The 22387-nt window shown below is 71.2% G+C and carries 20 protein-coding genes; 6 read left to right on the top strand and 14 right to left on the bottom strand.

From position 1 onward, the window contains the following. Positions 1 to 116 precede the first annotated feature (116 nt). From J2X64_RS11750 to J2X64_RS11740, 3 genes are read left to right on the top strand one after another with little or no spacing between them, the layout of a single operon-like run. Positions 117 to 737 carry a helix-turn-helix domain-containing protein gene (locus J2X64_RS11750; protein ID WP_310154387.1) on the top strand — a complete coding sequence of 207 codons (621 nt, stop codon included), beginning with the start codon at positions 117 to 119 and terminating at the stop codon, positions 735 to 737. Then, entirely contained in the window at positions 734 to 2017 is a 1284-nt protein-coding gene (locus J2X64_RS11745; RefSeq protein ID WP_310154384.1) for an MFS transporter, read from the top strand. The genes J2X64_RS11750 and J2X64_RS11745 overlap by 4 nt, the downstream gene beginning before the upstream one ends. A gap of 40 nt (positions 2018 to 2057) precedes the next feature. Beyond that, positions 2058 to 2552, top strand: a complete 495-nt coding sequence (locus J2X64_RS11740) for a pyridoxamine 5'-phosphate oxidase family protein (protein WP_310154382.1) — start codon at positions 2058 to 2060, stop codon at positions 2550 to 2552. Positions 2553 to 2558: 6 nt separating this feature from the next. Here J2X64_RS11740 and J2X64_RS11735 read toward each other — a convergent pair whose 3' ends face one another. Further along, on the bottom strand, positions 2559 to 3809 hold the full coding sequence (locus J2X64_RS11735) for an MFS transporter (RefSeq protein ID WP_310154379.1): 1251 nt from the start codon (positions 3807 to 3809) through the stop codon (positions 2559 to 2561). 89 nt (positions 3810 to 3898) lie between these two features. Between J2X64_RS11735 and J2X64_RS11730 the strand changes: the two genes are divergently transcribed. Beyond that, positions 3899 to 4399, top strand: coding sequence for a MarR family transcriptional regulator (locus J2X64_RS11730; protein WP_310154377.1), 501 nt, complete (start codon positions 3899 to 3901; stop codon positions 4397 to 4399). Positions 4400 to 4527: 128 nt separating this feature from the next. Here the strand turns inward: J2X64_RS11730 and pulA are convergent, their stop codons facing one another. Together pulA and J2X64_RS11720 are read right to left on the bottom strand one after the other, a co-directional pair. Next, positions 4528 to 10338 (bottom strand): pullulanase-type alpha-1,6-glucosidase, encoded by a 5811-nt coding sequence (gene pulA / locus J2X64_RS11725; RefSeq protein ID WP_310154375.1) that lies wholly within the window; start codon positions 10336 to 10338, stop codon positions 4528 to 4530. Positions 10339 to 10451: 113 nt separating this feature from the next. After that, complete coding sequence (locus J2X64_RS11720; RefSeq protein WP_310154374.1) at positions 10452 to 12134, bottom strand: ATP-binding cassette domain-containing protein; 1683 nt, start codon at positions 12132 to 12134, stop codon at positions 10452 to 10454. Positions 12135 to 12384: 250 nt separating this feature from the next. On the opposite strand from J2X64_RS11720, the gene J2X64_RS11715 reads away from it, so the two are divergent. Then, positions 12385 to 13230, top strand: coding sequence for a hypothetical protein (locus J2X64_RS11715; RefSeq protein ID WP_310154372.1), 846 nt, complete (start codon positions 12385 to 12387; stop codon positions 13228 to 13230). A 51-nt stretch (positions 13231 to 13281) separates the two neighbouring features. On the opposite strand, the gene truA is transcribed toward J2X64_RS11715, so the two are convergent. Beyond that, entirely contained in the window at positions 13282 to 14136 is an 855-nt protein-coding gene (gene truA, locus J2X64_RS11710) for a tRNA pseudouridine(38-40) synthase TruA (RefSeq protein ID WP_310154369.1), read from the bottom strand. A gap of 48 nt (positions 14137 to 14184) precedes the next feature. On the opposite strand from truA, the gene J2X64_RS11705 reads away from it, so the two are divergent. After that, positions 14185 to 15348 carry an MFS transporter gene (locus tag J2X64_RS11705; RefSeq protein ID WP_310154367.1) on the top strand — a complete coding sequence of 388 codons (1164 nt, stop codon included), beginning with the start codon at positions 14185 to 14187 and terminating at the stop codon, positions 15346 to 15348. 65 nt (positions 15349 to 15413) lie between these two features. Here J2X64_RS11705 and rplQ read toward each other — a convergent pair whose 3' ends face one another. The 10 genes from rplQ to secY form a co-directional block, all read right to left on the bottom strand. Further along, complete coding sequence (gene rplQ / locus J2X64_RS11700; RefSeq protein ID WP_310154363.1) at positions 15414 to 16115, bottom strand: 50S ribosomal protein L17; 702 nt, start codon at positions 16113 to 16115, stop codon at positions 15414 to 15416. 71 nt (positions 16116 to 16186) lie between these two features. Next, complete coding sequence (locus tag J2X64_RS11695) at positions 16187 to 17221, bottom strand: DNA-directed RNA polymerase subunit alpha (protein ID WP_310154361.1); 1035 nt, start codon at positions 17219 to 17221, stop codon at positions 16187 to 16189. Positions 17222 to 17373: 152 nt separating this feature from the next. Continuing rightward, positions 17374 to 17982, bottom strand: a complete 609-nt coding sequence (rpsD, locus tag J2X64_RS11690; protein ID WP_310154358.1) for a 30S ribosomal protein S4 — start codon at positions 17980 to 17982, stop codon at positions 17374 to 17376. A gap of 28 nt (positions 17983 to 18010) precedes the next feature. After that, entirely contained in the window at positions 18011 to 18415 is a 405-nt protein-coding gene (gene rpsK / locus J2X64_RS11685; RefSeq protein ID WP_310154356.1) for a 30S ribosomal protein S11, read from the bottom strand. Beyond that, on the bottom strand, positions 18415 to 18792 hold the full coding sequence (rpsM, locus tag J2X64_RS11680; RefSeq protein ID WP_310154353.1) for a 30S ribosomal protein S13: 378 nt from the start codon (positions 18790 to 18792) through the stop codon (positions 18415 to 18417). Before rpsM ends, rpsK begins: the two co-directional genes overlap by 1 nt. Positions 18793 to 19023: 231 nt before the next feature. After that, a complete protein-coding gene (gene rpmJ / locus J2X64_RS11675) occupies positions 19024 to 19137 on the bottom strand; it encodes a 50S ribosomal protein L36 (RefSeq protein WP_010148647.1) in 114 nt (37 codons plus the stop codon). Positions 19138 to 19192: 55 nt separating this feature from the next. Then, positions 19193 to 19414, bottom strand: a complete 222-nt coding sequence (gene infA, locus J2X64_RS11670) for a translation initiation factor IF-1 (protein WP_006946284.1) — start codon at positions 19412 to 19414, stop codon at positions 19193 to 19195. Positions 19415 to 19559: 145 nt separating this feature from the next. Then, positions 19560 to 20402 carry a type I methionyl aminopeptidase gene (map, locus tag J2X64_RS11665; RefSeq protein WP_310154263.1) on the bottom strand — a complete coding sequence of 281 codons (843 nt, stop codon included), beginning with the start codon at positions 20400 to 20402 and terminating at the stop codon, positions 19560 to 19562. Further along, positions 20402 to 20977: an adenylate kinase gene (locus J2X64_RS11660; RefSeq protein WP_310154260.1), complete on the bottom strand. Its 576-nt coding sequence runs from the start codon at positions 20975 to 20977 to the stop codon at positions 20402 to 20404. Before J2X64_RS11660 ends, map begins: the two co-directional genes overlap by 1 nt. Beyond that, a complete protein-coding gene (gene secY, locus J2X64_RS11655) occupies positions 20977 to 22290 on the bottom strand; it encodes a preprotein translocase subunit SecY (RefSeq protein WP_310154257.1) in 1314 nt (437 codons plus the stop codon). Before secY ends, J2X64_RS11660 begins: the two co-directional genes overlap by 1 nt. Positions 22291 to 22387: the final 97 nt, after the last annotated feature.

Here is a 22387-nt window from a genome sequence, read left to right as displayed (position 1 = left end):
AGGCCCAAATTGCCCAGACTGGCACGGAAAACCGCCCCTGACCTGCACGGATGACGGTACACACTCTCCGTGCACACTTCTTGTGCAAACAGACTGTGCAAAGGTATTGTGCACACATGGCCTCATCCACTCCCCGCGAGCACATCGGCGACATGACCGGCCTGCGGCTCGACGCCGCGGCCGTGAAGGTCCTCGCCCACCCCCTGCGCGCCCGCCTCCTGGGCGCCCTGCGCGTGGGCGGCCCCGCCACGGCCACCGACCTCGCCACCCGGCTCGGCACCAACTCGGGCGCCACGTCCTACCACCTGCGCAAGCTGGAGTCCGTCGGGCTCGTCGAGGACAGCGGCGAGGGCGAGGGCAAGCGCCGGCTGTGGCGGGCGGCCACCGACTTCCACACCTGGGACCCCAGCGACTTCGAGGGCGACGAGGACTCCGAGACGGCCCTCAACTGGCTGGTCCGCGACTACCTCCGCCACTTCACCGAGCAGTTCGAGCGCTGGCTCGACGTCGAGGCCGACTGGCCGATGCCGTGGCGCGACGCCGCCGGCATGAGCGACTCGTTCATCGTCGCCACGGCCGAGCAGGTCGAGCAGCTCAAGGCCGAGCTCGACGAGCTGCTCATCCGCTACCGCCGCGTCGGCCAGGGCAACCCGAACGCCCGCAGGCTCGCCGTCTACAGCGCGCTCTACCCGCTCGACCTCGACCGTGCGCCGCGCTCCCGGGAGGACCGGCCATGACGACGACCCTCTCCCCCAGGGGCGCCCGCCGCGTCTTCCTCGTGCTGTCCACCACGCGCTGGCTGCCCGTGGGCTTCGTCGTGGGCCTGTTCGCCCTCATCGCCCGCGAGCGCGGTCTCTCGGTCGAGCAGATCACGCTCTACATGACCGCCCAGGGGATCATGGTCTTCCTGCTCGAGCTGCCGACGAGCGGGTTCGCCGACGTCCTCGGCCGCAAGCCGGTGCTGCTGGTCGCGGGCGTCGTCAACGTCCTCGCCGGCCTCGCCTACCTCTTCGCCCACTCGTTCTGGCAGTTCGCCCTGGCCGCCGGCCTCATGGGCGTCTACCGCGCGCTGGACTCCGGCCCGCTCGAGGCCTGGTACGTCGACACCGTCCACGACCGGGAGCCCGGCGCCGACGTCCACCGCGCCATGTCGGCGCAGGGGGTCCTCGTCGGTGTCGGACTCGGCGGTGGCGCCCTGGTGTCCGGCGGGCTCGTGGCGTGGCACCCGTTCCACGGGTCCAGCGCCCTGCTGCTGCCGATCCAGGTCTTCGTGACCCTCTGCGTCGTCCACCTGGTGGCGACGGCCGTCCTCCTGCGCGAGAACCCGCGCAGCGACGCCCGACTCCGCGCCCGGCTCGGCTCGTCCGTGCGCGAGACGCCGATGGTCGTGCGCGACGGCCTGCGCCTGCTGGGCCGCAACCGCGCCCTGCTGGGCCTGGTGCTCGTCGAGGTGTTCTGGGTGACGGGCATGACGGCCTACGAGACGTTCATGCCGCTCCGCCTGTCCGAGCTGCTCGGGTCCGAGGCGCGCGCCGGCGCCTGGATGGGACCGGCGGCGGCCGGTGGGTGGACCCTGTTCTCCGTGGGCTCGTGGCTCGGCGGGCGTGCCGCCGACCGCCTGGGCCTGCTGCCGGCCGCGGCCCTGGGGCGCGTCCTCAACGGCCTCGGCGCCCTGTGCATGGGCCTCGTCTTCGGCCCGGTCGCCCTGGTCGCGGCCTACCTCGTGACGTACACGCTGCACGGCGCGGCGAGCCCGGCATACTCCGGGCTCCTGCACCGCGAGGCCAGCTCGCGCAACCGCGCGACCATCCTGTCGATGAGCTCGCTGGCCATGCAGGCCGGTGGCGCCGTCGCCGGGCCGCTCCTGGGCGTGCTCGCCGCCCACACCTCCATCGCGACGGCCATGGTGGTCGCCGGCGTCGTCAGCACGCTGGGCGTCGTCTGCTTCCTGCCCGCCTGGCGGCGGTCGCGCCGCGTCGATGTCGAGGACACGACGGCCGTTCCGTCCCAGGCCTGACAGCACCCCGCGCCCGGGGTGCCCCACCGAAGGAGATGCCGTGAACGCCGACCAGGTCGAAGCCGTCCTCGCCAGGCCCATCGCCCAGGAGCTGCTCACCGGACCGCACCTCGTGCGGTTCGCCTACACGGGCCTGGACGGCGCACCCCGCGTCGTGCCGATCGGGTTCCTGTGGAACGGCACGCAGGTGGACATCTGGACCGTGCCGGGGTCGGCGAAGGTGAGGGCGCTGGCCGCGGACCCGCGGGTGGCCCTCACCATCGACACCGCCGGTATGCCGCCGCGTGTCCTGCTCCTGCGCGGGACGGCCGAGCTCACGACGATCGAGGGGATCCCCGACGGCTACGTCGAGGCAGCCCCCAAGGCCGTGCCGGCCGACCAGCTCGAGCAGTGGGAGGCGGGAGTGCGCGCGCTCTACGACTCGATGGTCCAGATCCGGGTCACGCCGACGTGGGCCACCCTGCACGACTTCGAGACCACGCTGCCCAGGGCCGTCCAGGACCTGCTCGACGCCAAGGCCGCCGCGCAGGCCTGAGGCGGCTCACGCCCCGACCGGGGTGGCGACCTCGTCGGGCACGGGGCCGGCCGTCGAGGACACCGCGCCGCCCCGGCGCAGGTCGCGCGAGCTGCGCACGAGCACCGGCGCGAGCGAGGCGGCGGCCATCACGACCGCGCCCGTCACGATGACGCGGCCGGTGCCGAACGCGTGCGCGAGCGGGCCGGCGAGCGCGTTCCCGGCCGGGATGGCGACGAACGACGTGAGGATGTCCCACGACGAGACCCGCGCGAGCACGGCGTGCGGCACGCCGTCCTGCAGAGCGGTGTCCCAGCAGACCGAGAAGTACATGAGCCCGCCGAAGGCCACCACGGCGGCGCCGAGGACCACCGCGAGCGTGCCCGGCCAGGCGAAGGCCGCGGCATACAGCGCCATCAGGGCCACGCACGGCCAGCCCACGAGCAGCGGGCGGCTCGGGTGCACCCGCAGGGCGAGGAGGCCGCCGAGCAGGCCGCCGAGACCGGCCGCAGCGGAGATCCAGCCGAGCGCGGTGGGGCCGCCGAGGTCCCGTACGGCGATGACGTCGATGAGGACGGTGACCGCGCCGAAGGCGGCGTGGTACGCCGTCGCAGCGAGCAGGCCCGCCAGCAGCCACCCGCGGCTCGTCACCTCGCGCCAGCCCTCCCTCAGCTCGGCCACCATGCCGGTGCGCTCCGCCCGCGGGGCGTCCACGCGGATGGCGGCGACGGTCGCGGCCGAGCACAGGAAGGAGGCCGCGTTGACCGCGAAGGCCCACGGCGCCCCCGCCCAGGCCACGAACACGCCCGCGGCGGCCGGACCGGCGATGAACGCGGCGTTCTGGAGGACGTTGAGGGTCGCGTTGGCCGCGTGGCGCCGCTCGACGGTCACCAGCAGCGGGCGCAGCGACACGAAGGCGGGCCCGAAGAAGGCCGCCGCTCCCCCGGTGACCGCGGCGAGCGCGCAGAGCAGGGCCGTGCCGTCCTGGCCGGTTGCGAAGTAGGCCGCCGTGCCCAGGGTGCTCGCCGCCCGGACCAGGTCGCTGACGACCATGATCCGCCCGGGGGCGAGCCGGTCGGCGAGGACACCTGCGAGCAGGGTGCACGCGAGCCGGGCGGTCATGGTCACCGCGAGGACCAGCCCCAGCCTGCCCGCCCCACCGCCGCCCGCCACGACGGCCACCGCCAGGGCGATCGGCCCGAAGGCGTCGCCGAACCAGGACAGCCCCTGCCCGGTGGCGAGGAGGCGGAAGCCGGAAGATGAAAGACCGCTGGCCATGGCCGAGATAATAGTTAGACGTCTGACTATCTGCAATCAAATTATCTGGTGGTATGCAGATCGGGCCGCTGCACTGGCACACTGGCCGCGTGGGTGAGCAGGAGCGCGACTGGGTGGACCAGCACGTCGACCGCTGGCGGACGACGTTCGACGGGTTCGACCCGGAGGTCGAGGGCGTCATGGTGCGCATCGGCGCCATCAACCGGCACGTCAAGGGCGCCAACACCGCGGCCTTCGAGCAGCTCGGCGTGGGCCAGCCGGAGTACGACACCCTGCACACCCTGCTCATCCAGCCCGAGCCCAACGAGGCGACCCCGGCGCAGCTCGCCGAGGCGTGCCACGTCACCCGGGCCGCGATGACGTCACGCCTGGACCGGCTCGTCGACCTCGGCTACGTCACCCGGGAGAGCGACCCGCTCGACCGTCGCCGGATCATCGTCCGGCCCACCCGTGCGGGTCGCGAGGTCTGGAAGCAGGCGCTCGAGCTCGCCGTCGTCAGCGAGAAGAAGACCCTCGAGGTGCTGAGCCCGCGGGAGAAGGTCGAGCTCAACGCCCTGCTGCGCAAGGTCGTCCGCGGCCTGCAGCGCTGACCCTCCCAGCCGCGGTTGCGCGGACCCTCCCAGCTGCGGTTGCGCGGCCGGACCGGCCCTGGACACAGGTGTGCGGCGCGACCCGCAGGTCGCGCCGCACACCTCCCCTGGTCCCGCGCCGGGAGGACTCAGCGCTGGACGAACACCGCCACGGTCCGCGGGGGCACGGTGGCCGTCCCGCCGGTGGCGTCCCACGTGGCCGTCTTCACGACCGGGTCGGAGCCGCCGGCCTGCACGGGCGACAGCGCCAGCGAGGCACCGGCCAGTCCGGGCACCTTCTGCGAGACCGCATCGGGCGAGGCGTTGAAGACCACGACCAGCCCGCGCAGCGACGGGTCGGCGTCCGCACCCTTCGTGTCGTCCACCCGCATCGCGATCACGCCGGGGTGGGCGTCCGCGGTGCCGCTCGCCGGGAAGGACACCTTGGCGTCGATCGCGTCGGCGGTCCCGAGGCGGAACAGCGGCGTCGAGAACCGCAGACGCAGCAGGTCCTGCGCCGCGGCGCTCGCACCCTGCACCTGGGCCGCGGTCGGCTTCAGCGCCGGGTTGGCCAGCAGCGGCTTCTGGTACTGCCACTTCGCCTCGTTGTCGCCCTTGAGCGGCAGGCCGTGGCCGAAGCCGTTGTCGGCGCCGGTCCAGTCGAGGGTGTTGAACCAGTCACCGCTGTCGTAGCTGTTGCGGTCCAGCGACTTGCTGCGCAGCAGGTCGGCGCCCGCGTGCCAGAACGACGGCGTCTGCGACAGCGCCGTGGTGGCCAGCGACAGCGTGTTCATCCGGACGCGGTCCGCCATCGAGGTCGCCACCGGCAGCTTGTAGGTCAGGCTGTCGAACAGCGTCTCGTTGTCATGGGCGTCGACGTAGGAGATGACCTCGTCGGGCTGGTCGGCGTACCCGGCCGGCGAGCCGTTGTAGTCGACGTCCTTGCCCTGGGCGACCTGTCCGGAGCCGTTGAGCCGGAACGAGAACGAGCGCAGGTTGCCCGCCAGCCCCAGCTCCACCAGGTCGGTGTCGTGCTTGAGCCGGGCGTCGGCGTTCGGGTTGGCACCGGTGTCCCCGTTGGGGTCGGTGGCCTCGCCGCTGCCGAAGCCCTGCGTGCGCGGGTCCTCGTCGAAGGGCCCGCCACCGCGGACGGCGTCACGCAGGCGGTCCGAGAAGGTGCCGATGTGCGTGCCGCCGAGCTGGCCCTGGGTGGCCTGCTCGAACCGCGCGTTGTTCGCCACCTCGCCGAAGTTCCAGCCCTCGCCGTACAGGTAGATGCTCTTGCCGTCGACACCGTCCTTCGCCAGCGTCAGCCGGTCCAGGGCCGCGCGGACGGCGAGCATGTTCGCCTTGGAGTGGTGGCCCATGAGGTCGAACCGGAAGCCGTCGACCTTGTACTGCTTGGCCCACAGCACGACCGAGTCGACCATGACCTTCTGCGCCATTGCGTGCTCGGTGGCGACGTTTTGGCAGCAGGTCGAGGTCTCGACCGCACCACTGGCGTTGAGCCGCTGGTAGTAGCCGGGCACGACCTTGTCCAGGACGCTCGTCGGCGCCTGACCGGAGGCCGGGGTGTGGTTGTAGACCTGGTCCAGGACGACGCGCAGGCCGTCGCGGTGCAGGGCGCCGACCATGGTCCGGAACTCCGCCACCCGCGACCCGCCGTCGGCCGTGGCCGCCGTCGAGGTGTACGAGCCCTCCGGCGCCATCCAGTGCCACGGGTCGTAGCCCCAGTTGAACGCGTCCTTGGCACGCGCGGCATCGACGCAGGCCTGCTGCTTGTCGCTGTCGGGCGCGGCCGAGCGGAAGTCGGCACAGCCCGGCTGGTCCTCGGGACGCTGCTGCTTCGCCGGGTCCTCGGGGATCGAGGCGATGTCGAAGGTGGGCAGCAGGTGCACGGTGTTGAGCCCGGCCGCGGCGAGCGCCTTGAGGTGCTTGGTGCCGTTGCCGTTCTCCGCGAACGCGAGGTACGAGCCGCGGTTCTCCGCGCTGACCGAGGAGTCGCCGACCGAGAAGTCGCGCACCTGCAGCTCGTAGATCGTGGAGTCCACGTCCTGCTTGAGCGGTGGGGACTTCGTGGTGGTCCAGGCGGCCGGCCGGTATGCCGGGTCGGCCAGGTCGACCGCGACGGACTTGGTCGAGTCGAGCGTGAGGGCCACGGAGTAGGGGTCGGTCACCGAGGTCGTCTCGACCTTGCCGGTGGTGGGCACCCACACGGTGACGTCATAGAGGTACCGCGCGTTCTTCGCCCCGGCGGTGGCCGTCCACGACCCGTCGTCCGAGCGCTTCATCGGCGTCCGGGTCGCCGCGCTGACCGGTGCGTCGGCCGGTGAGCCCGGGGCCCACGTCAGCAGGTCGACCTCGTGCGCCGTCGGCGCCCAGAGGCGGTAGCTCGGCCGGCTGCCACGGAAGGTGACGCCGTAGGCGGCCTTGCTGGCGTCCGCGGCATACACGTCGTCGAGGACGTAGGCCGTCTGCACACCGGTGGCGTCGAGCAGGCGGTGCACCGTGTCGAACATGCCGACGGCGACCTGGCCGCGCAGGATCTCGGGCACCTGCCTGGCCGTCTTCCGGTCGAGCCGCAGGGCGAGGTAGCCCTTGAGCTCGGGGTGCGCGGCGACGACCGACGCGGGCAGGCCGCGGGCGTCGTACGTCAGCGGTGCGGACGAGCCACCGGTGATCGCCTCGGCGTCCACGGCCAGGCCGCCGTCACGGGCCCACGCGAGGTCCCACTTCAACAGGGCCGGCTCGGCACCGTCCGGCACCATCGAGGCCGGCCAGGCGACGAGGTCACGGCTGACCCAGATGGCGCGCTGCTTGGTGATGTCGGGAGCCGTCCCGGCCCGCGCGACGGTGGTGGTGATCTCGTGGGTGGAGCGCTTGTACGAGATCGTCACGAGCATGCCGTCGTTCGGGACGGTGAGGCTGACGTTGGCGCCCCCCGGAGCGCCGCCGGCGCCGTAGTTGACGTCCCAGCTGAGGCCCTCGGCGACCTTGAACTGGTAGGTGCCGGCAGGGATCTGGGTGGTCGAGAACGTGTACGTCCCGTCGCCGTCCGGGTCCTCCAGCCACGGCTTCATGCAGTCGGGCGACCAGTCGGCGCAGCCGCTGATCTTGCTCTGGAAGCTGCCGGGGGCGGTGATGATCGGGCCCTGGGCGTCGGAGGTCACCCAGTGGGTGGCGTGGTCGTAGTAGAACGAGACGGGGCCGGTGGCAGGCGTCGTGTAGGCGATGTTGTCGCCGTTCGGCCGCGCGCCCGCCCCGTAGTTCTCGTCCCACTTCTTGTTGATGGCGGCCTTGTAGGCGAACTGCCGGCCTGCGGGCAGGTCGGTGTAGGTGCCCTTCCAGACCTGGTCCTTGGCCCCGAGGGTGAGCTGGGCCTGCGGGCAGTCCGGGGCCCAGTCGCTCGCGCAGCCCATCTCGGTGTTGTGGTCACCGGGCACGCTCACCGCGTCGGGCTGGGTCACCGGGCCGACGCCACCGCCCCCGCCGCCGCTGGCCTTCGGGTCGCCGACGACGCCGTACGACGAGGTCGCCGAGACGTGGCCCGCCGTGTCCTTGGCGACGGCGCGGTACTCGAGCAGCGTGCCCTTGGCCAGCCCCGTCACGTCGTGGAAGACGCGGTAGGGCGCGTTGTCGTCGGTGCCGAGCGGCGTCCACGCGGTGGTGCCGACGGGCCGGTAGGCGAAGCTCACCTGGGCGAAGGTGTTGTCGGGGATGGCCGCGCCGATCTCGGCCCGGCCGCCCACCACGTCACCGGCGCCCGGGGACGTGAGGTACACCGCGGGAGCCAACTTCGGCTGGTCCATCGGCGTCATGGCCTTCCACACCGAGACCGACTGCGCCGGCAGCGTGACGGTCAGGCGACCGTCCTTGGCCGAGCGCACCGACGACCGCGTGCCGTAGATCGGCGCGAAGCCCTGGTTGTGGCCGTAGGTCGCGAAGGTCGCGGACTTGGCGGTCGAGGCGTTGTTGAGGGCCACGACGTACTCGGTGCGCTTGGCCTTGTCGATGCGCGAGAAGGCGAAGACGCCGGCCGAGCTGCTCGCGTACCGGTGCACCTGCGCGCCGTCGGCGAGGGCCGGGTAGGCGGCCCGGACGGCAGCGAGGTCCTTGATGTGTCGGTACAGCGGCGCCTCGGTGTTGTAGCGGTCCTTGGAGCCGCTCGTGTCGCCGAGCACCTGCTCGGTGGCGTAGGACTCGGTCTTCGTCGCGAACATGTCCTGTCGGGCGGCCTTGTCGCCGCCGGAGCCCATGAAGCCCTGCTCGTCGCCGTAGTAGGTGATCGGCTGGCCGCGGGTGAGGTACATGAGCGAGTCGGCGAGCTCGACCCGGCGCAGCAGGTCGGCGTCGTTCGCGCTGGCGCCCTTGAGCATCATCGCGACCCGGCCCATGTCGTGGTTGCCGAGGAAGGTCGGCAGCTCGTAGGCGTTGGAGTCGGTGTCGGTGTAGTAGTCGTCGTCGGCGTACAGGTCGCGCAGGTCGGTGCCGGCCTTGCCCTGCACCCAGTTGACCGCCTGCTGCTGGAACCCGAAGTCGAGCGTCGCGGGCAGCTTGCCCGTGGTCGTGTACTGGCTCATGAACGAGGGGCGGGCGTCGTAGACCTCGCCGAACATGAAGAAGTCGTCGTTCCCGTCGTGCCGCGCCTGCTGCAGCATCGTCGGCCCGAAGCTCTGCCAGAACTCCATGTTGACGTGCTTGACGGTGTCGATCCGGAAGCCGTCGACGCCGAAGTCGACCCACGCCTTGTAGATGTCCTCCATGCCCTGCTGGACGTTCAGCTTCTCGGTGAAGAGGTCGTCGAGCCCGACGAAGTCGCCGTACTCGGCGGACTCGCCGGCGAAGGTCGAGTCACCGCGGTTGTGGTAGTTCGTCACGTCGTTGAGCCACGAGGGGACCTTGACCGTCGCGTCGGCGGGGGTGTTGAAGTAGGGCGTGTAGGGGAACGACGTCGCCGGGTCCATCGCCGGGAAGCCGGGCTTGCCGGCATACGTCTTGTCGTCGAAGACCGTGCCGCTGGCGTCCTTGTACGGGTACGCCGTCTTGTCGCGGTAGGAGTACTCGCCCTCCTTGTAGTTGATGACGTCAGCGGTGTGGTTGGTGATGATGTCGAAGAAGACCTTCATGCCCTTGGCGTGGGCCTTGGCGATGAGGGCCTTGAGGTCGGCGTTGGTGCCGAGGTGGGGGTCCACCTGGGTGAAGTCGGTGATCCAGTAGCCGTGGTAGCCGGCGCTGTCGTTGGGCGGAGTCCCCTGGACCGGGCGGTTCTTGAACGAGGGCGTGAGCCAGATCGCCGTGGTGCCGAGGCCCTTGATGTAGTCGAGCCTGGACTCGATGCCCTTGATGTCGCCGCCGTGGTAGTAGCCGCTGTTGGTCGGGTCGAAGCCGGTGACCGACTTGTCGCCGCTGAGGCCGCCGCGGTCGTTCGACGGGTCGCCGTTGGCGAACCGGTCGGTCATGACGAAGTAGTAGCGCTCCTTCGTCAGCCCGGCGCGCAGCGAGTCGCCGGCCATCGCCTTGTCCTGTGCGGTCACCCCGCCCGCGAGGTCGAGCGGCCGGATGCCGACCTGGTGGGTGGTGTCGTCGTAGGAGAACTCGAGCTTGGCCGGTCCCTTGAGGACGAGCGGGATGTTGGCCCCGTCCTTCGCGCCACCGGCACCGTAGTTCTCCGACCACGAGTGGTCGATGACGACCTTGAGCTCGTAGGAGCCGGCCGGGACGGTGAAGGTGCGGGTGTACGTGGTCCCGCCGCCCACCTGGGTGAGGTCGGTGGCCGTGCAGTCGGCCTGCCAGTCGGCCGAGCAGCCGAGCTCGGACTGCAGGGACCCCGCCAGGGTGGCGGTGCGGGGGGCCGCGTCCGCGGCGGAGGCGGGCAGGGCTGCGGCGAGGGGGACCGCCGCTCCCGAGAAGACGACTGCCGCACCGGCGAGGGCGGCGAGGAGGCGGCGGCGTGCAGCCATGACAGCTCCTTTGCTGCGAAGGGGGACGCTGCACTGTAGGACCGGCGTCCACGGGGCCGCCAGACCCCGACTGCAACTTTCCGCAAGAAATTGCGAAGTCTTGACCCTGCAGGTCAGCGGGCCCGCGCCACCCGACCTTCGTCCCAGACGGGGCCGTCCGACTCGTACACCCGGCCGTCCTGGCCGAAGACGAGGAACCGGTCGAACCCCCGCGCGAACCAGCGGTCGTGCGTGACCGCCAGGACGGTCCCCTCGAAGGCCGCGAGCCCCTCCTCCAGCGCCTCCGCGGAGTGCAGGTCGAGGTTGTCGGTCGGCTCGTCGAGCAGCAGGCAGGTCGCCCCCGACAGCTCGAGCAGCAGGATCTGGAACCGGGCCTGCTGGCCGCCGGAGAGCGAGTCGAACGTCTGCTCCGAGGCCCGGGCCAGCCCGTACCGGTCGAGCACCCTGGCGGCCTCCTCGCGGGGCCGCCCGGCCCGGTGCTCGTCGCCGCGGTGCAGGATCTCCAGCAGCGTCCGGCCCGCGAGCGCCGGCTGGTCGTGGGTCTGGGCGAACCACCCCGGGCGGACCCGGGACCCCAGCCGCAGCCGGCCGGCGTGCGCGACCGGTGCCGGACGGACGTCGCCGACGGGCTGGTGCTCCACGTCGGGGTCGGAACCGCCGGCGGCCACGAGCCGCAGGAAGTGGGACTTGCCGGAGCCGTTGCTGCCGAGGACCGCGACCCGCTCGCCGAACCAGACCTCGAGGTCGAACGGCCGCATCAGCCCGGTCAGCTCCAGCGCCTCGGCCATGACGGCACGCTTGGCAGTGCGGCCGCCGGTGAGCCGCATCCGGACGTTCTGGCGCTGCGGCACGGCCTCGGGCGGCCCGGCCTCCTCGAACCGGCGCAGCCGCGTCTCGGCCGCCTGCAGCTTGGGCGCCATGTCGGAGTTGTAGGCCGCCTTCTGCCGGTACATGACGACGAGCGCCTTGAGCTTGGCCTGCTCCTCGTCCCAGCGCCGCCGCAGCTCCTCGAGCTTGGCGTTCCGGTCCTCGCGCGCCTGGTGGTACGTCGAGAAGCGTCCCGGGTGCACCCACACCGTCGACCCGGCGGCCCCGGGCTCGAGAGTCGCGATCCGCGTCGCCACCCGGTCGAGCAGCTCGCGGTCGTGGCTCACGAACAGGACGGTCTTGGGCGAGGCGACGAGCTGCTCCTCGAGCCACCGCTTGGCAGGGACGTCCAGGTAGTTGTCCGGCTCGTCGAGCAGGAGCACCTCCTCCGGCCCGCGCAGCAGCGCCTCGAGCACGACCCGCTTCTGCTCGCCCCCGGACAGCGTCGCCACCTTGCGCCACTGTGCCTGCGCGAACGGGATGCCGAGCGCCGCGACCGTGCAGACGTCCCAGAGCGTCTCGTACTCGTACCCGCCGGCGTCCGCCCAGTCGACCAGCGCCTGCGCGTAGGCCATCTGGTCGGCCTCGCTGTCGCGCTCCATCATGAGCAGCTCGGTGCGGTCGATCTCCGCGGCCGCCCGGCGCACCGGCTCGGGGGCCACGGAGACGAGCAGGTCACGGACCGTCGAGTCGTCGCGGACCGAGCCGATGAACTGGCGCATCACGCCCAGCCCTCCGGACCGGGTCACCGCCCCCTCGTGCGGCGCCAGGTCACCGGCGATGATCCGGCCGAGCGTCGTCTTGCCCGTGCCGTTGGGACCGATGAGGGCCACCTTGGCGCCCTCACCGACCCGCAGGGACACCTCGGTCAGCAGCGGCCTGCCGTCGGGCAGGACGAAGCCGACGGAGTTGACGTCCAGGTGACCCACGGGACCCATCGTCGGGCACGCCGGCCCGGCTCGTCACGCGGATATCCGACCCCGCCTCAGCCGAACGGTGGAGACGTAGGTAAAGGCTTGTCCAAGTCGGCGGGGGGCGCCGTCAAGGAGTACCGACAATGGATGCAGTCCGCAACGAAACAGCCGCCAACGGACGCAACCGGCCACAACCGCCGAAGGGGGAAGCACCACCGTGCCGCACAGCCTGCGCCTGACCCACCTCGTGGTTAGGGTCGCCGTCGTGGCTCTGCTCGCGATCACCGCCATCGGGGCCACTGCCGCCCTGCGGGCGGAAGCGGTCGTCGAGCAGGTCCCGCCGGACGCCGCGCGGGCGATGTGGGTGTGGGACACCAGCAACCCCCAGGCCGTGGTCGACCTCGCGGTCGCCCGTGGCATCGGGCAGCTGTATGCCGCGGTGCCGCCGAACGTGGGCACCTCGCCCCAGCTGGCCCAGCTCACCCAGCTGAGCACGCTGGCCCGCCAGAACGGCCTGCGAATCGACGCCCTCGGCGGAGACCCGGGCTGGGTGGACAACCCCACCTGGGTGGTCGACCACTGGCTCAGGCCGGCGATCGCGACCCACCTGTTCAGCGGCGTCCACGTCGACATCGAGCCCTACGCCACCTCGGCCTGGCAGACCAAGCGCTCCACCGTGGTCCGCACGTACCTGTCCACGCTCGACACCCTGGTCAAGGCCGCCGGCACGGTCCCGCTGGAGGCGGACATCCCGTTCTGGCTCGACGAGGTCCCTGCCGGGAAGTCGACCCTCGACCGCGAGGTCATGCGGCGCACCAAGGGCGTCACGGTGATGGCCTACCGCAACACGGCCGCGGGACCCGACGGCACGATCGCCCTCTCGGCGAAGGCGATCGCCGCCGGTACGGCGCTCGGCGTTCCGGTGCGGATCGGGCAGGAGACCGACGACCTCGGCACCGACCCCGTCGAGGTGAAGCAGACGTTCCACGGCTTCACGCTCTCCCAGATGGAGGTGCAGCTCGACCAGGTCGTCGCGGCCTACACCTCCTCCCCGTCCTTCGCGGGGCTGGCGATCCACAGCGCGGCGGGCTACGCCGCGATGACGCCCTGAAGCACTGACGCCCGGGGGCACGCTCCTTCAGCGTCCGCACCGACCAGGCGATCACTCCAGCGTCCGCACCGACCGGGCCTCCTGCGCCCGCGCCGCGAGCTGGCCGTCCTCGGGGTAGACGACCTCCTCGAGCGAGAGGCCGTGGGGCGGCATGACGACCACACCCGGGTCCCGCCGCGCAGCCCGCAGCACCTCGGCCGGCCACCCCACCGGGCGGCGCCCCTCCCCCACCGGGACCACGGCCCCGACGAGCGAGCGCACCATCGAGTGGCAGAACGCGTCGGCCACGACGCGCGCCTCCAGGACGCCGTCGGGGCCACGCTCCCACCCGTAGTCGAGCAGCGTCCGGACCGTCGTCGCCCCCTCCCGTCGCTTGCAGAAGGCGGCGAAGTCGTGCAGCCCGACCAAGGACCGGGCGGCCTCGTCCAGCAGCCCTTCGTCGAGCGGGCGCTTGGTCGTCACCGTGTCCCGGCGACGCAGCGGGTCGACCGCCTCGGGCTGGTCGCACAGTCGGTACCGGTAGCGGCGCCGCAGGGCGGAGAACCGGGCGTCGAAGCCCGCCGGCGCCACGCCCACGGCCCGCACCACGACGTCCGGCGGCAGGATGCCGCGCAGCCGGGTCAGCGCGGCGGCCTCGGGCGACCGGTCCGAGCGCCCCGGCAGGGCCGCCCACGCCTCGGGGTCCGGGTCGAGGTGCACGACCTGCCCGCGCGCGTGCACGCCGGCGTCGGTCCGGCCGGCGACGACGAGCCGGACGGGCTCGGTCGCGCGCAGCAGCGTGCCGAGGGCTGCCGAGAGCTCGCCCTCCACGGTCCGCAGCCCGGGCTGCGCCGCCCACCCCGAGAAGTCCGTCCCGTCGTAGGAGACGTCGAGGCGCACCCGCAGGGAGGGCGACGCGCTCGGCATGGTGGCGAGCCTACCGACGGCCTGCGCACCCTCTGCCACAGTGGGGCCGTGACCGGCACGGACCTCGACCGCACCCCGCTGTCCACCCACCGCCGCGCGGTGGCCGCCGCCTTCGGCGCCCAGGGGCTGCTGTTCATCTCGCTCACCACCCGGCTGCCGCGGTTCCAGGACCAGTGGGGGCTCAGCGAGCTCGCGGTCTCGGGCCTGCTGCTCATGGTGGTCCTGCTCGCCGGCCTCGGCTCGGTGCTGGCCGAGCTCGGGGCCAAGCGCGCCGGCAGTGCCACGGTGCTGCGCGGCGCCCTGGTCCTCGCAGGCCTGGGCCTGGCCGTCGTGGCCCTCGCCCCGGCCGAGCCCGTCTTCGTGGCCGGGCTCGCGGCATACGGCCTCGCCCTCGGCTCGATCGACGCCACGACGAACATGCAGGCGGTGGCGCTCGAGCACCGCTACGGCCGCACGATCCTGCCGACCTTCCACGGCGCATGGACCCTCGGCGGCATCGCCGCCACGCTGGTCGCGATCGCCGTCAGCGGCGTCGGCATCACGGTCGGGCTGCTGCCGCTGGCGGCGCTCGGCGTCCTCGCCGCTGCCGCGCCGTTCCTGCCGCACGACGTCACCCCGGTCGAGCCGGCAGCGTCGGGGTCCGTGCCGTGGCGGCGCATCCTGCTGCTCGGCGCGGCGATGGTGCTCTTCTACATGGTCGACACGGCCGCCACGACGTGGGGCCCGGTCTTCCTGCGCTCGGCCCACGACGCACCGGACTGGCTGCTGCCCCTCGCGACGCTGCCCTACCTCGTCGCGAGCGGGGCCTTCCGGCTCGGCGGAGACGCGGCCGTGGCGCGCTGGGGCCCGGTCCCGCTCCTGCGGGCCGGGGCGGTCGTCGCGGCGCTCGCGCTCGCCGTCATCGTCTTCTCCCCCACGTGGGCCGTCGCCGTGCTCGGCTTCACGGTGCTCGGCGGCTCGGTCGCGGTCATCGCGCCGCTGAGCTTCTCCGCCGCGGCCGCCGTCGCCGGCAGCGGGCTCGACCCCGAGGCGCGGCGGGCCCGGGTGGACGCCGTCATCGCCCGGTTCAACCAGTTCAACTACGTGGGCGGCCTGCTCGGGGCCGTGCTCACGGGTGCGGTGGGCGCCGGCTCGCTGCGGATCGGGTTCGCCGTGCCGATGGTGCTGGTCCTGCTGATCCTCCCGCTCGCCGGCGCCTTCCGCGACGCCTGAGACGCGGAACGGGCCGCCCACCCCGGAGGGTGGACGGCCCGTTCGCGTGTGCCGTGCGGCTGGCGTCAGGCGCCGGCCTTGGTGAAGCCGGCGGCCTCGGCGTCCTCGGCGGACTTGAACCAGAACTCGGCGTGGGTCTGCTCGAACCACTGGCCGTCGGGCTCGTGGTACTTGCCGGAGTCGCGGTTGCCCTTGACCGTGTAGGCCTCGTCCGGGGACGAGCCGTCCTCGTTCGCGACGACGGCGCCGGCCGGGACCTCGGTCTCGGTGGCCTCGGTGGTCTCGGCCTCCTCCGCCTTCGCCTCGGCCTCGGCGGCCTTGGTCTCGGCAGCGGCGTCCTTGGCCTCGGCCTGCTTGGCGGCGCGCTTGGTGGCGGCCTCCGCCTCCTTGACCGTCGCCTTCTTGGCCAGCGGCTCGCGGACGAGCTCGATCACGGCCATGGGGGCGTTGTCACCCTTGCGGGCGCCGATCTTGGTGATGCGGGTGTACCCGCCCTGGCGCTCGGCCATGTCGGGCGCGATCTCGGTGAAGAGACGGTGCACGACACCCTTGTCGGAAATGACCGACAGGACCCGGCGACGGGCGTGCAGGTCGCCGCGCTTGGCGAACGTGACCAGGCGCTCGGCCAGCGGGCGCAGGCGCTTGGCCTTGGCCTCGGTGGTGGTGATCGAGTCGTGCTCGAACAGCGAGGTGGCCAGGTTGGCCAGGATCAGCCGCTCGTGCGCCGGACCGCCGCCGAGACGGGGACCCTTGGTGGGGGTAGGCATTTCGTAGGTTCTCCTTGGTGTGTGACCGAACGGGCCCGGCAGGGCCGTACCCGGCGGTCAGCGGCGGTTGGTCAGAGCTGCTCGTCCTCGGCCAGCGAACGGCCGTCGTCGGAGAAGTCGTCGTCGTAGTCGCCGTAGTTGTCGGCGATCGCGGAGGGGTCGAACCCGGGCGGGCTGTCCTTGAGGGCCAGGCCCATGCCGGCCAGCTTGGCCTTGACCTCGTCGATCGACTTCGCACCGAAGTTGCGGATGTCGAGCAGGTCCGCCTCGCTGCGACCCACGAGCTCACCCACGGTGTGGATGCCCTCGCGCTTGAGGCAGTTGTAGGACCGGACGGTGAGGTCGAGGTCCTCGATCGGCAGGGCCAGGTCGGCGGCCAGCGCGGCGTCGGTCGGCGACGGGCCCATGTCGATGCCCTCGGCCTCGACGTTGAGCTCGCGGGCCAGGCCGAACAGCTCGACCAGCGTCTTGCCGGCGGAGGCCATGGCGTCACGGGGTGCCATCGAGTTCTTGGTCTCGACGTCGACGATGAGCTTGTCGAAGTCGGTGCGCTGCTCGACACGGGTGGCCTCGACCTTGTAGGTCACGGCCAGCACCGGGCTGTAGATCGAGTCGACCGGGATGCGGCCGATCTCCTGGTCGCCGGACTTGTTCTGCTGGGCCGAGACGTACCCGCGACCGCGCTCGACGGTCAGCTCCATCTCGATCTTGCCCTTGCCGTTGAGCGTGGCGATGTGCAGGTCGGGGTTGTGCACCTCGACACCCGCGGGCGGAGCGATGTCGGCAGCGGTGACCGCGCCGGCGCCCTGCTTGCGCAGGTACATCACGACCGGCTCGTCGTGCTCCGAGGAGACCACGAGCTGCTTGATGTTGAGGATGATCTCGGTGACGTCCTCCTTGACCCCGGGGATCGTGGAGAACTCGTGCAGCACGCCGTCGATGCGGATGCTGGTGACCGAGGCACCCGGGATGCTCGAGAGCAGGGTGCGACGAAGGGAGTTGCCGAGCGTGTAGCCGAAGCCGGGCTCGAGGGGCTCGATGACGAAGCGGCTGCGGTTGTCCGCAACGACGTCTTCGCTGAGCGTGGGGCGCTGTGCGATGAGCACGCTGTTTCTTCCTTTCCGTCGGCGACCGCCATATGACGCCGATGAAGTCGCCGGTTGTCAGCCGGCCGGCCGGTCCACCTCTGTCCGTGGCCGGACCACACCCTGCCCGTATGCCGCGTGCGCGAGGTGCGCACGCGGCATACGGGACGGGGTCAGTTCTTCGAGTAGAGCTCGACGATCAGCTGCTCGGTGAGGATCGTGTCGATCTGCTCACGCACGGGCAGCTGGTGCACAAGGATCTGCAGCGAGCCCGGGACGACCTGGAGCCAGGCCGGGGTGGGGCGGTCGCCGTAGGTCTGGCGGGCCAGCTCGAACGGGAAGGTGTTCGCGGACTTGGCGCGGACGGTGACGATGTCGTACTGCTCGACGCGGTAGGACGGGACGTCCACGCGCACGCCGTTGACCTCGAAGTGGCCGTGGGTCACCAGCTGGCGGGCCGCACGGCGGGTGCGGGCCAGGCCGGCGCGGTAGACCACGTTGTCCAGGCGGGACTCGAGGATCTGCAGCAGGTTCTCACCGGTCTTGCCCGAGCGGCGCGAGGCCTCCTCGTAGTAACCGCGGAACTGCTTCTCCATGACGCCGTAGGTGAAGCGGGCCTTCTGCTTCTCCTGCAGCTGGGTGAGGTACTCCTTCTCCTGCATCCGGCGACGGCCGTGCTGGCCGGGCGGGAAGGGACGGAGCTCGAAGTTCTTGTCACCGCCGACGAGGTCGACCTTGAGGCGACGAGACTTCTTGGTGATGGGTCCGGTGTAACGGGCCATGGTTCTCTACTCTCTCCTGTCCCGTGGCTCAGACGCGGCGGCGCTTGGGCGGACGGACACCGTTGTGCGGCGAGGGGGTGACGTCGCTGATCGCGCCGACCTCGAGGCCGGCAGCGGTCAGGGACCGGATCGCGGTCTCACGACCGGAGCCCGGGCCCTTGACGAAGACGTCGACCTTGCGCATGCCGTGCTCCATGGCGCGGCGGGCGGCGGCCTCGGCGGCCATCTGGGCGGCGTAGGGGGTGGACTTGCGCGAGCCCTTGAAGCCGACCTGGCCGGCAGAGGCCCACGAGATCACCGCACCGGTGGGGTCCGTGATCGAGATGATGGTGTTGTTGAACGTGCTCTTGATGTGGGCCTGGCCCACGGCGACGTTCTTCTTCTCCTTGCGGCGGACCTTCTTGGCGCCGGCGGTACGGCTCTTGGGGGGCATTACTTACCAACCTTCTTCTTGCCGGCGACGGTGCGCTTCGGGCCCTTGCGGGTACGAGCGTTCGTCTTGGTGCGCTGCCCGCGCACCGGGAGACCGCGGCGGTGGCGAAGGCCCTCGTAGGAGCCGATCTCGACCTTGCGGCGGATGTCAGCGGCGATCTCACGTCGGAGGTCACCCTCGTGCTTGACGTTCGCCTCGATGTAGTCGCGGAGCTTGACCAGGTCCTCGTCCGTGAGCTCACGGACGCGGGTGTCGGGGTTGACCCCGGTGCTGGCCAGGGCCGCCTGGGCGGTCGTGCGACCGACCCCGAAGATGTAGGTGAGAGCGACCTCGACGCGCTTCTCGCGCGGGAGGTCCACACCGACAAGACGTGCCATCTTGTGGATTCCTTTGTTCACCGGAGGTCTGGAGCAGTACCGGTCCGGGCGAGTTCCCGAGGTCTGTCTCGGGGCACCGGTCCCCGGCCTCCGGGCCGGGGGTGACGTCCTGGTCGGTGTGGGAACACCGCGCACAGGGGCCGGGTACTGCAGTTCTTCACTTGTGCGTCTCGCGAAAGCTGCGAGGTCGTGCTGGGGCCGCGCCCACGAGGGGCCCGGTGGTGGAGCTGCTCAGCCCTGGCGCTGCTTGTGGCGCAGGTTCTCGCAGATCACCATGACCCGGCCGTGGCGGCGGATCACCTTGCACTTGTCGCAGATCTTCTTGACGCTCGGCTGGACCTTCATAGCCTCTGCTTCGCCTCGATCTGGGCCGCTGACCTCGTGGCCAGCGGGTACTGCATCAGCGGTAGCGGAAGACGATCCGGCCACGGGTCAGGTCGTACGGGCTGAGCTCCACCACCACGCGGTCCTCGGGGAGGATCCGGATGTAGTGCTGGCGCATCTTCCCCGAGATGTGAGCGAGCACCTTGTGACCGTTGGTCAGCTCCACCCGGAACATGGCGTTCGGGAGAGCCTCGACGATCGTGCCCTCGATCTCGATGACACCGTCCTTCTTGGCCATAGCCTCCACAATCTGCTGTCGTATCCGCCCGGATGGCGGACACACGAATGCGGCGCGCACGTCGCGCACCGACGCACAAGTCTACGCCAGACCCCCGCTGAGCACGAAATCGTGCTCCAGGGGCCGGCCGAGGGCCCGCGCAGGCTCAGCCGAGGGGCGCGAACGGGACACCAGCGGCCTCGAGCCGCTCCCTGCCCCCGTCGAGGGCGGTCAGCACCCAGATGCCGTCGTCGGTGACCGCCACCGAGTTCTCCCAGTGCGCCGCCCGCGAGCCGTCGGTCGTCACGACCGTCCAGTCGTCCTCCAGGACGCGGGTGTCCGCGCTGCCGAGGGTCACCATCGGCTCGATGGCCACGGTGAGGCCGGAGCGCACCGTGGGCCCCTTCTCGCGCACCCGGTAGTTCGGGACCTGGGGGTCCATGTGCATCGCGGTGCCGATGCCGTGGCCGACGTAGTCCTCGACGATGCCGTACTCGCGCCCGGACCGCTCCCCCGCCTCGACGAGGCTGTCCTCGACGGCGGCACCCACGGCATACAGGGACTCGCCCACCGCGAGGGCGGCGATGCCGGCCCACATCGAGTCCTCGGTGGCGTCGATGAGCTCAAGGTCCTCCGGCCGGCCCGCCTCGCGGCCGCCCACGACGAGGGACAGCGCGGCGTCGCCGTGCCACCCGTCGACGATGGCGCCGCAGTCGATCGAGATGAGGTCGCCCTCCTGGAGCACCCTGCTGCCCGGGATGCCGTGGACGACCTCGTCGTTGACGGAGGTGCACAGCGTGCCGGTGAACCCGTGGTAGCCGAGGAACGACGGCGTCGCCCCGCAGCCGCGGATGTGCTCCTCGGCGAGCTCGTCGAGCTGCCGGGTCGTCATCCCGGGGCGGACGGTCTGGGCCATGAGCTGGAGGGTCTGCCCGACCACCAACCCGGCCCGGCGCATGCGCAGGATCTGGTCGGGGGTCTTGGTCTCGACGCGGGACCTGCCGAACATCAGGAGGCTGCAGCCCCTCGCAGCGCGGCGGTGATGCGCTCGAACACCTCGTCGACCGAGCCCATGCCGTCGACCTGCACGAGCAGGCCACGGGCGGAGTACACCTCGGTCAGCGGGGCGGTCTCGCGGCGGTAGATGGCCTGCCGCTCGCGGATGACCTCCTCGCTGTCGTCGTCGCGACCCTGCTCCTCGGCGCGCTTGAGCAGGCGCTGGACGACGGCGTCCTCGTCGACGGTGAGCTCGAGCACCGCCTCGAGGCGGTGGTCGTGCTCGGCGAGGATCGCGTCGAGGGCGTCGACCTGCGGGGCGGTGCGCGGGTACCCGTCGAGCAGGAAGCCCTGCTCGGCGTCCGGCTCGAACAACCGGTCGCGGACGATCGCGTTGGTGATCTCGTCGGTGACGTAGCCACCGGAGGCGAGGACCTCCTTGACCTGCAGGCCGAGGGGGGTCTCGTTCTTGATGTTGGCGCGGAAGATGTCGCCGGTGGAGATGGCGGGGATGCCGAACTCGGCGGCGATCTTCGCGGCCTGCGTGCCCTTACCGGCGCCGGGCGGGCCGAGGATGATGAGGCGCATCAGCGGAGGAACCCTTCGTAGTGACGCTGCTGCAGCTGGGACTCGATCTGCTTCACGGTCTCCAGGCCCACACCGACGATGATGAGGATGGAGGTGCCACCGAACGGGAAGTTCTGGTTGGCGTTGACGAGCACCAGCGCGACGAGCGGGATCAGCGAGATGAGGCCGAGGTAGATGGCCCCGGGGACCGTGATGCGGGTGAGCACGTAGTCGAGGTACTCGGCCGTGGGTCGCCCGGCGCGGATACCTGGGATGAAGCCGCCGTAGCGCTTCATGTTGTCGGCGACCTCGACCGGGTTGAACGTGATCGACACGTAGAAGAACGTGAAGAACAGGATCAGGCCGATGTACAGGAGCATGTAGATCGGGTGGTCACCCCGCACGAGGTTGTTCTCGATCCACGTCACCCAGCCGGCCTGGTTGCCGGTGGCCGACCGGTTGAACTGTGCCACGAGCGAGGGCAGCGCGAGCAGCGAGGAGGCGAAGATCACGGGGATGACGCCGGCCATGTTGACCTTGAGCGGGATGTAGGTCGAGGTCCCGCCGTACATCTGGCGGCCCACCTGCCGCTTGGCGTACTGGACCGGGATGCGGCGCTGGCTCTGCTCGACGAAGACGACGAGCGCGATGATCAGGAAGCCGAGCAGGATGACGCCGACGAACACGTCCCAGCGGCCGTCCTGCTGCTGGATCGCCCACAGCGACCCCGGGAACGAGCTGGCGATCGAGGTGAAGATCAGCAGCGACATGCCGTTGCCGATGCCCTTGTCGGTGACGAGCTCGCCGAGCCACATGACCACGCCCGTGCCGGCGGTCATGGTGAGCACCATGATGACCAGGGTCGGGATCGACTCGTTCGGCAGGATCTTGGTGCAGTCCGGCCCGAAGAGCGCCGACGGGTTCTGCGCGAAGGTGATCAGCGTCGAGGACTGCAGGATCGCCAGGCCGATGGTCAGGTAGCGCGTGTACTGCGTCATCTTCGTCTGGCCCTGCTGGCCCTCCTTCTTGAGGGCCTCGAACCGCGGGATGACCACGGTGAGCAGCTGCACGATGATGCTGGCCGTGATGTACGGCATGATCCCCAGCGCGAAGATCGACAGCTGCAGGAGCGCGCCACCGCTGAAGAGGTTGGCCAGGCCGAGCACGCCGGAGTTCTTGGGCGCGCTCTTGATGCAGGCCTGCACGGCCGAGTAGCTCACGCCCGGGACGGGCACGTGCGAGCCCAGCCGGAAGATCACGATGATGAAGAGCGTGAACAGCAGCTTCCTGCGCAGGTCCGGCGTCTTGAACGCACGGGTGAAAGCGGTGAGCACAGGTCCTCCTGGTGGCGCGGGGGTCCCCCGCGGGAACGGTCAGGCAATCCTGAGAACGATACCCCGGGACTGCAGGGGCGCCGTACGACAGGCGGCA

It is taken from the genome of Phycicoccus sp. 3266 (assembly GCF_031456495.1).
Taxonomy (GTDB): domain Bacteria; phylum Actinomycetota; class Actinomycetes; order Actinomycetales; family Dermatophilaceae; genus Pedococcus.
Note: the sequence above shows the minus strand (reverse complement) of the source record. Positions and strands in the feature narration are given on the sequence as shown.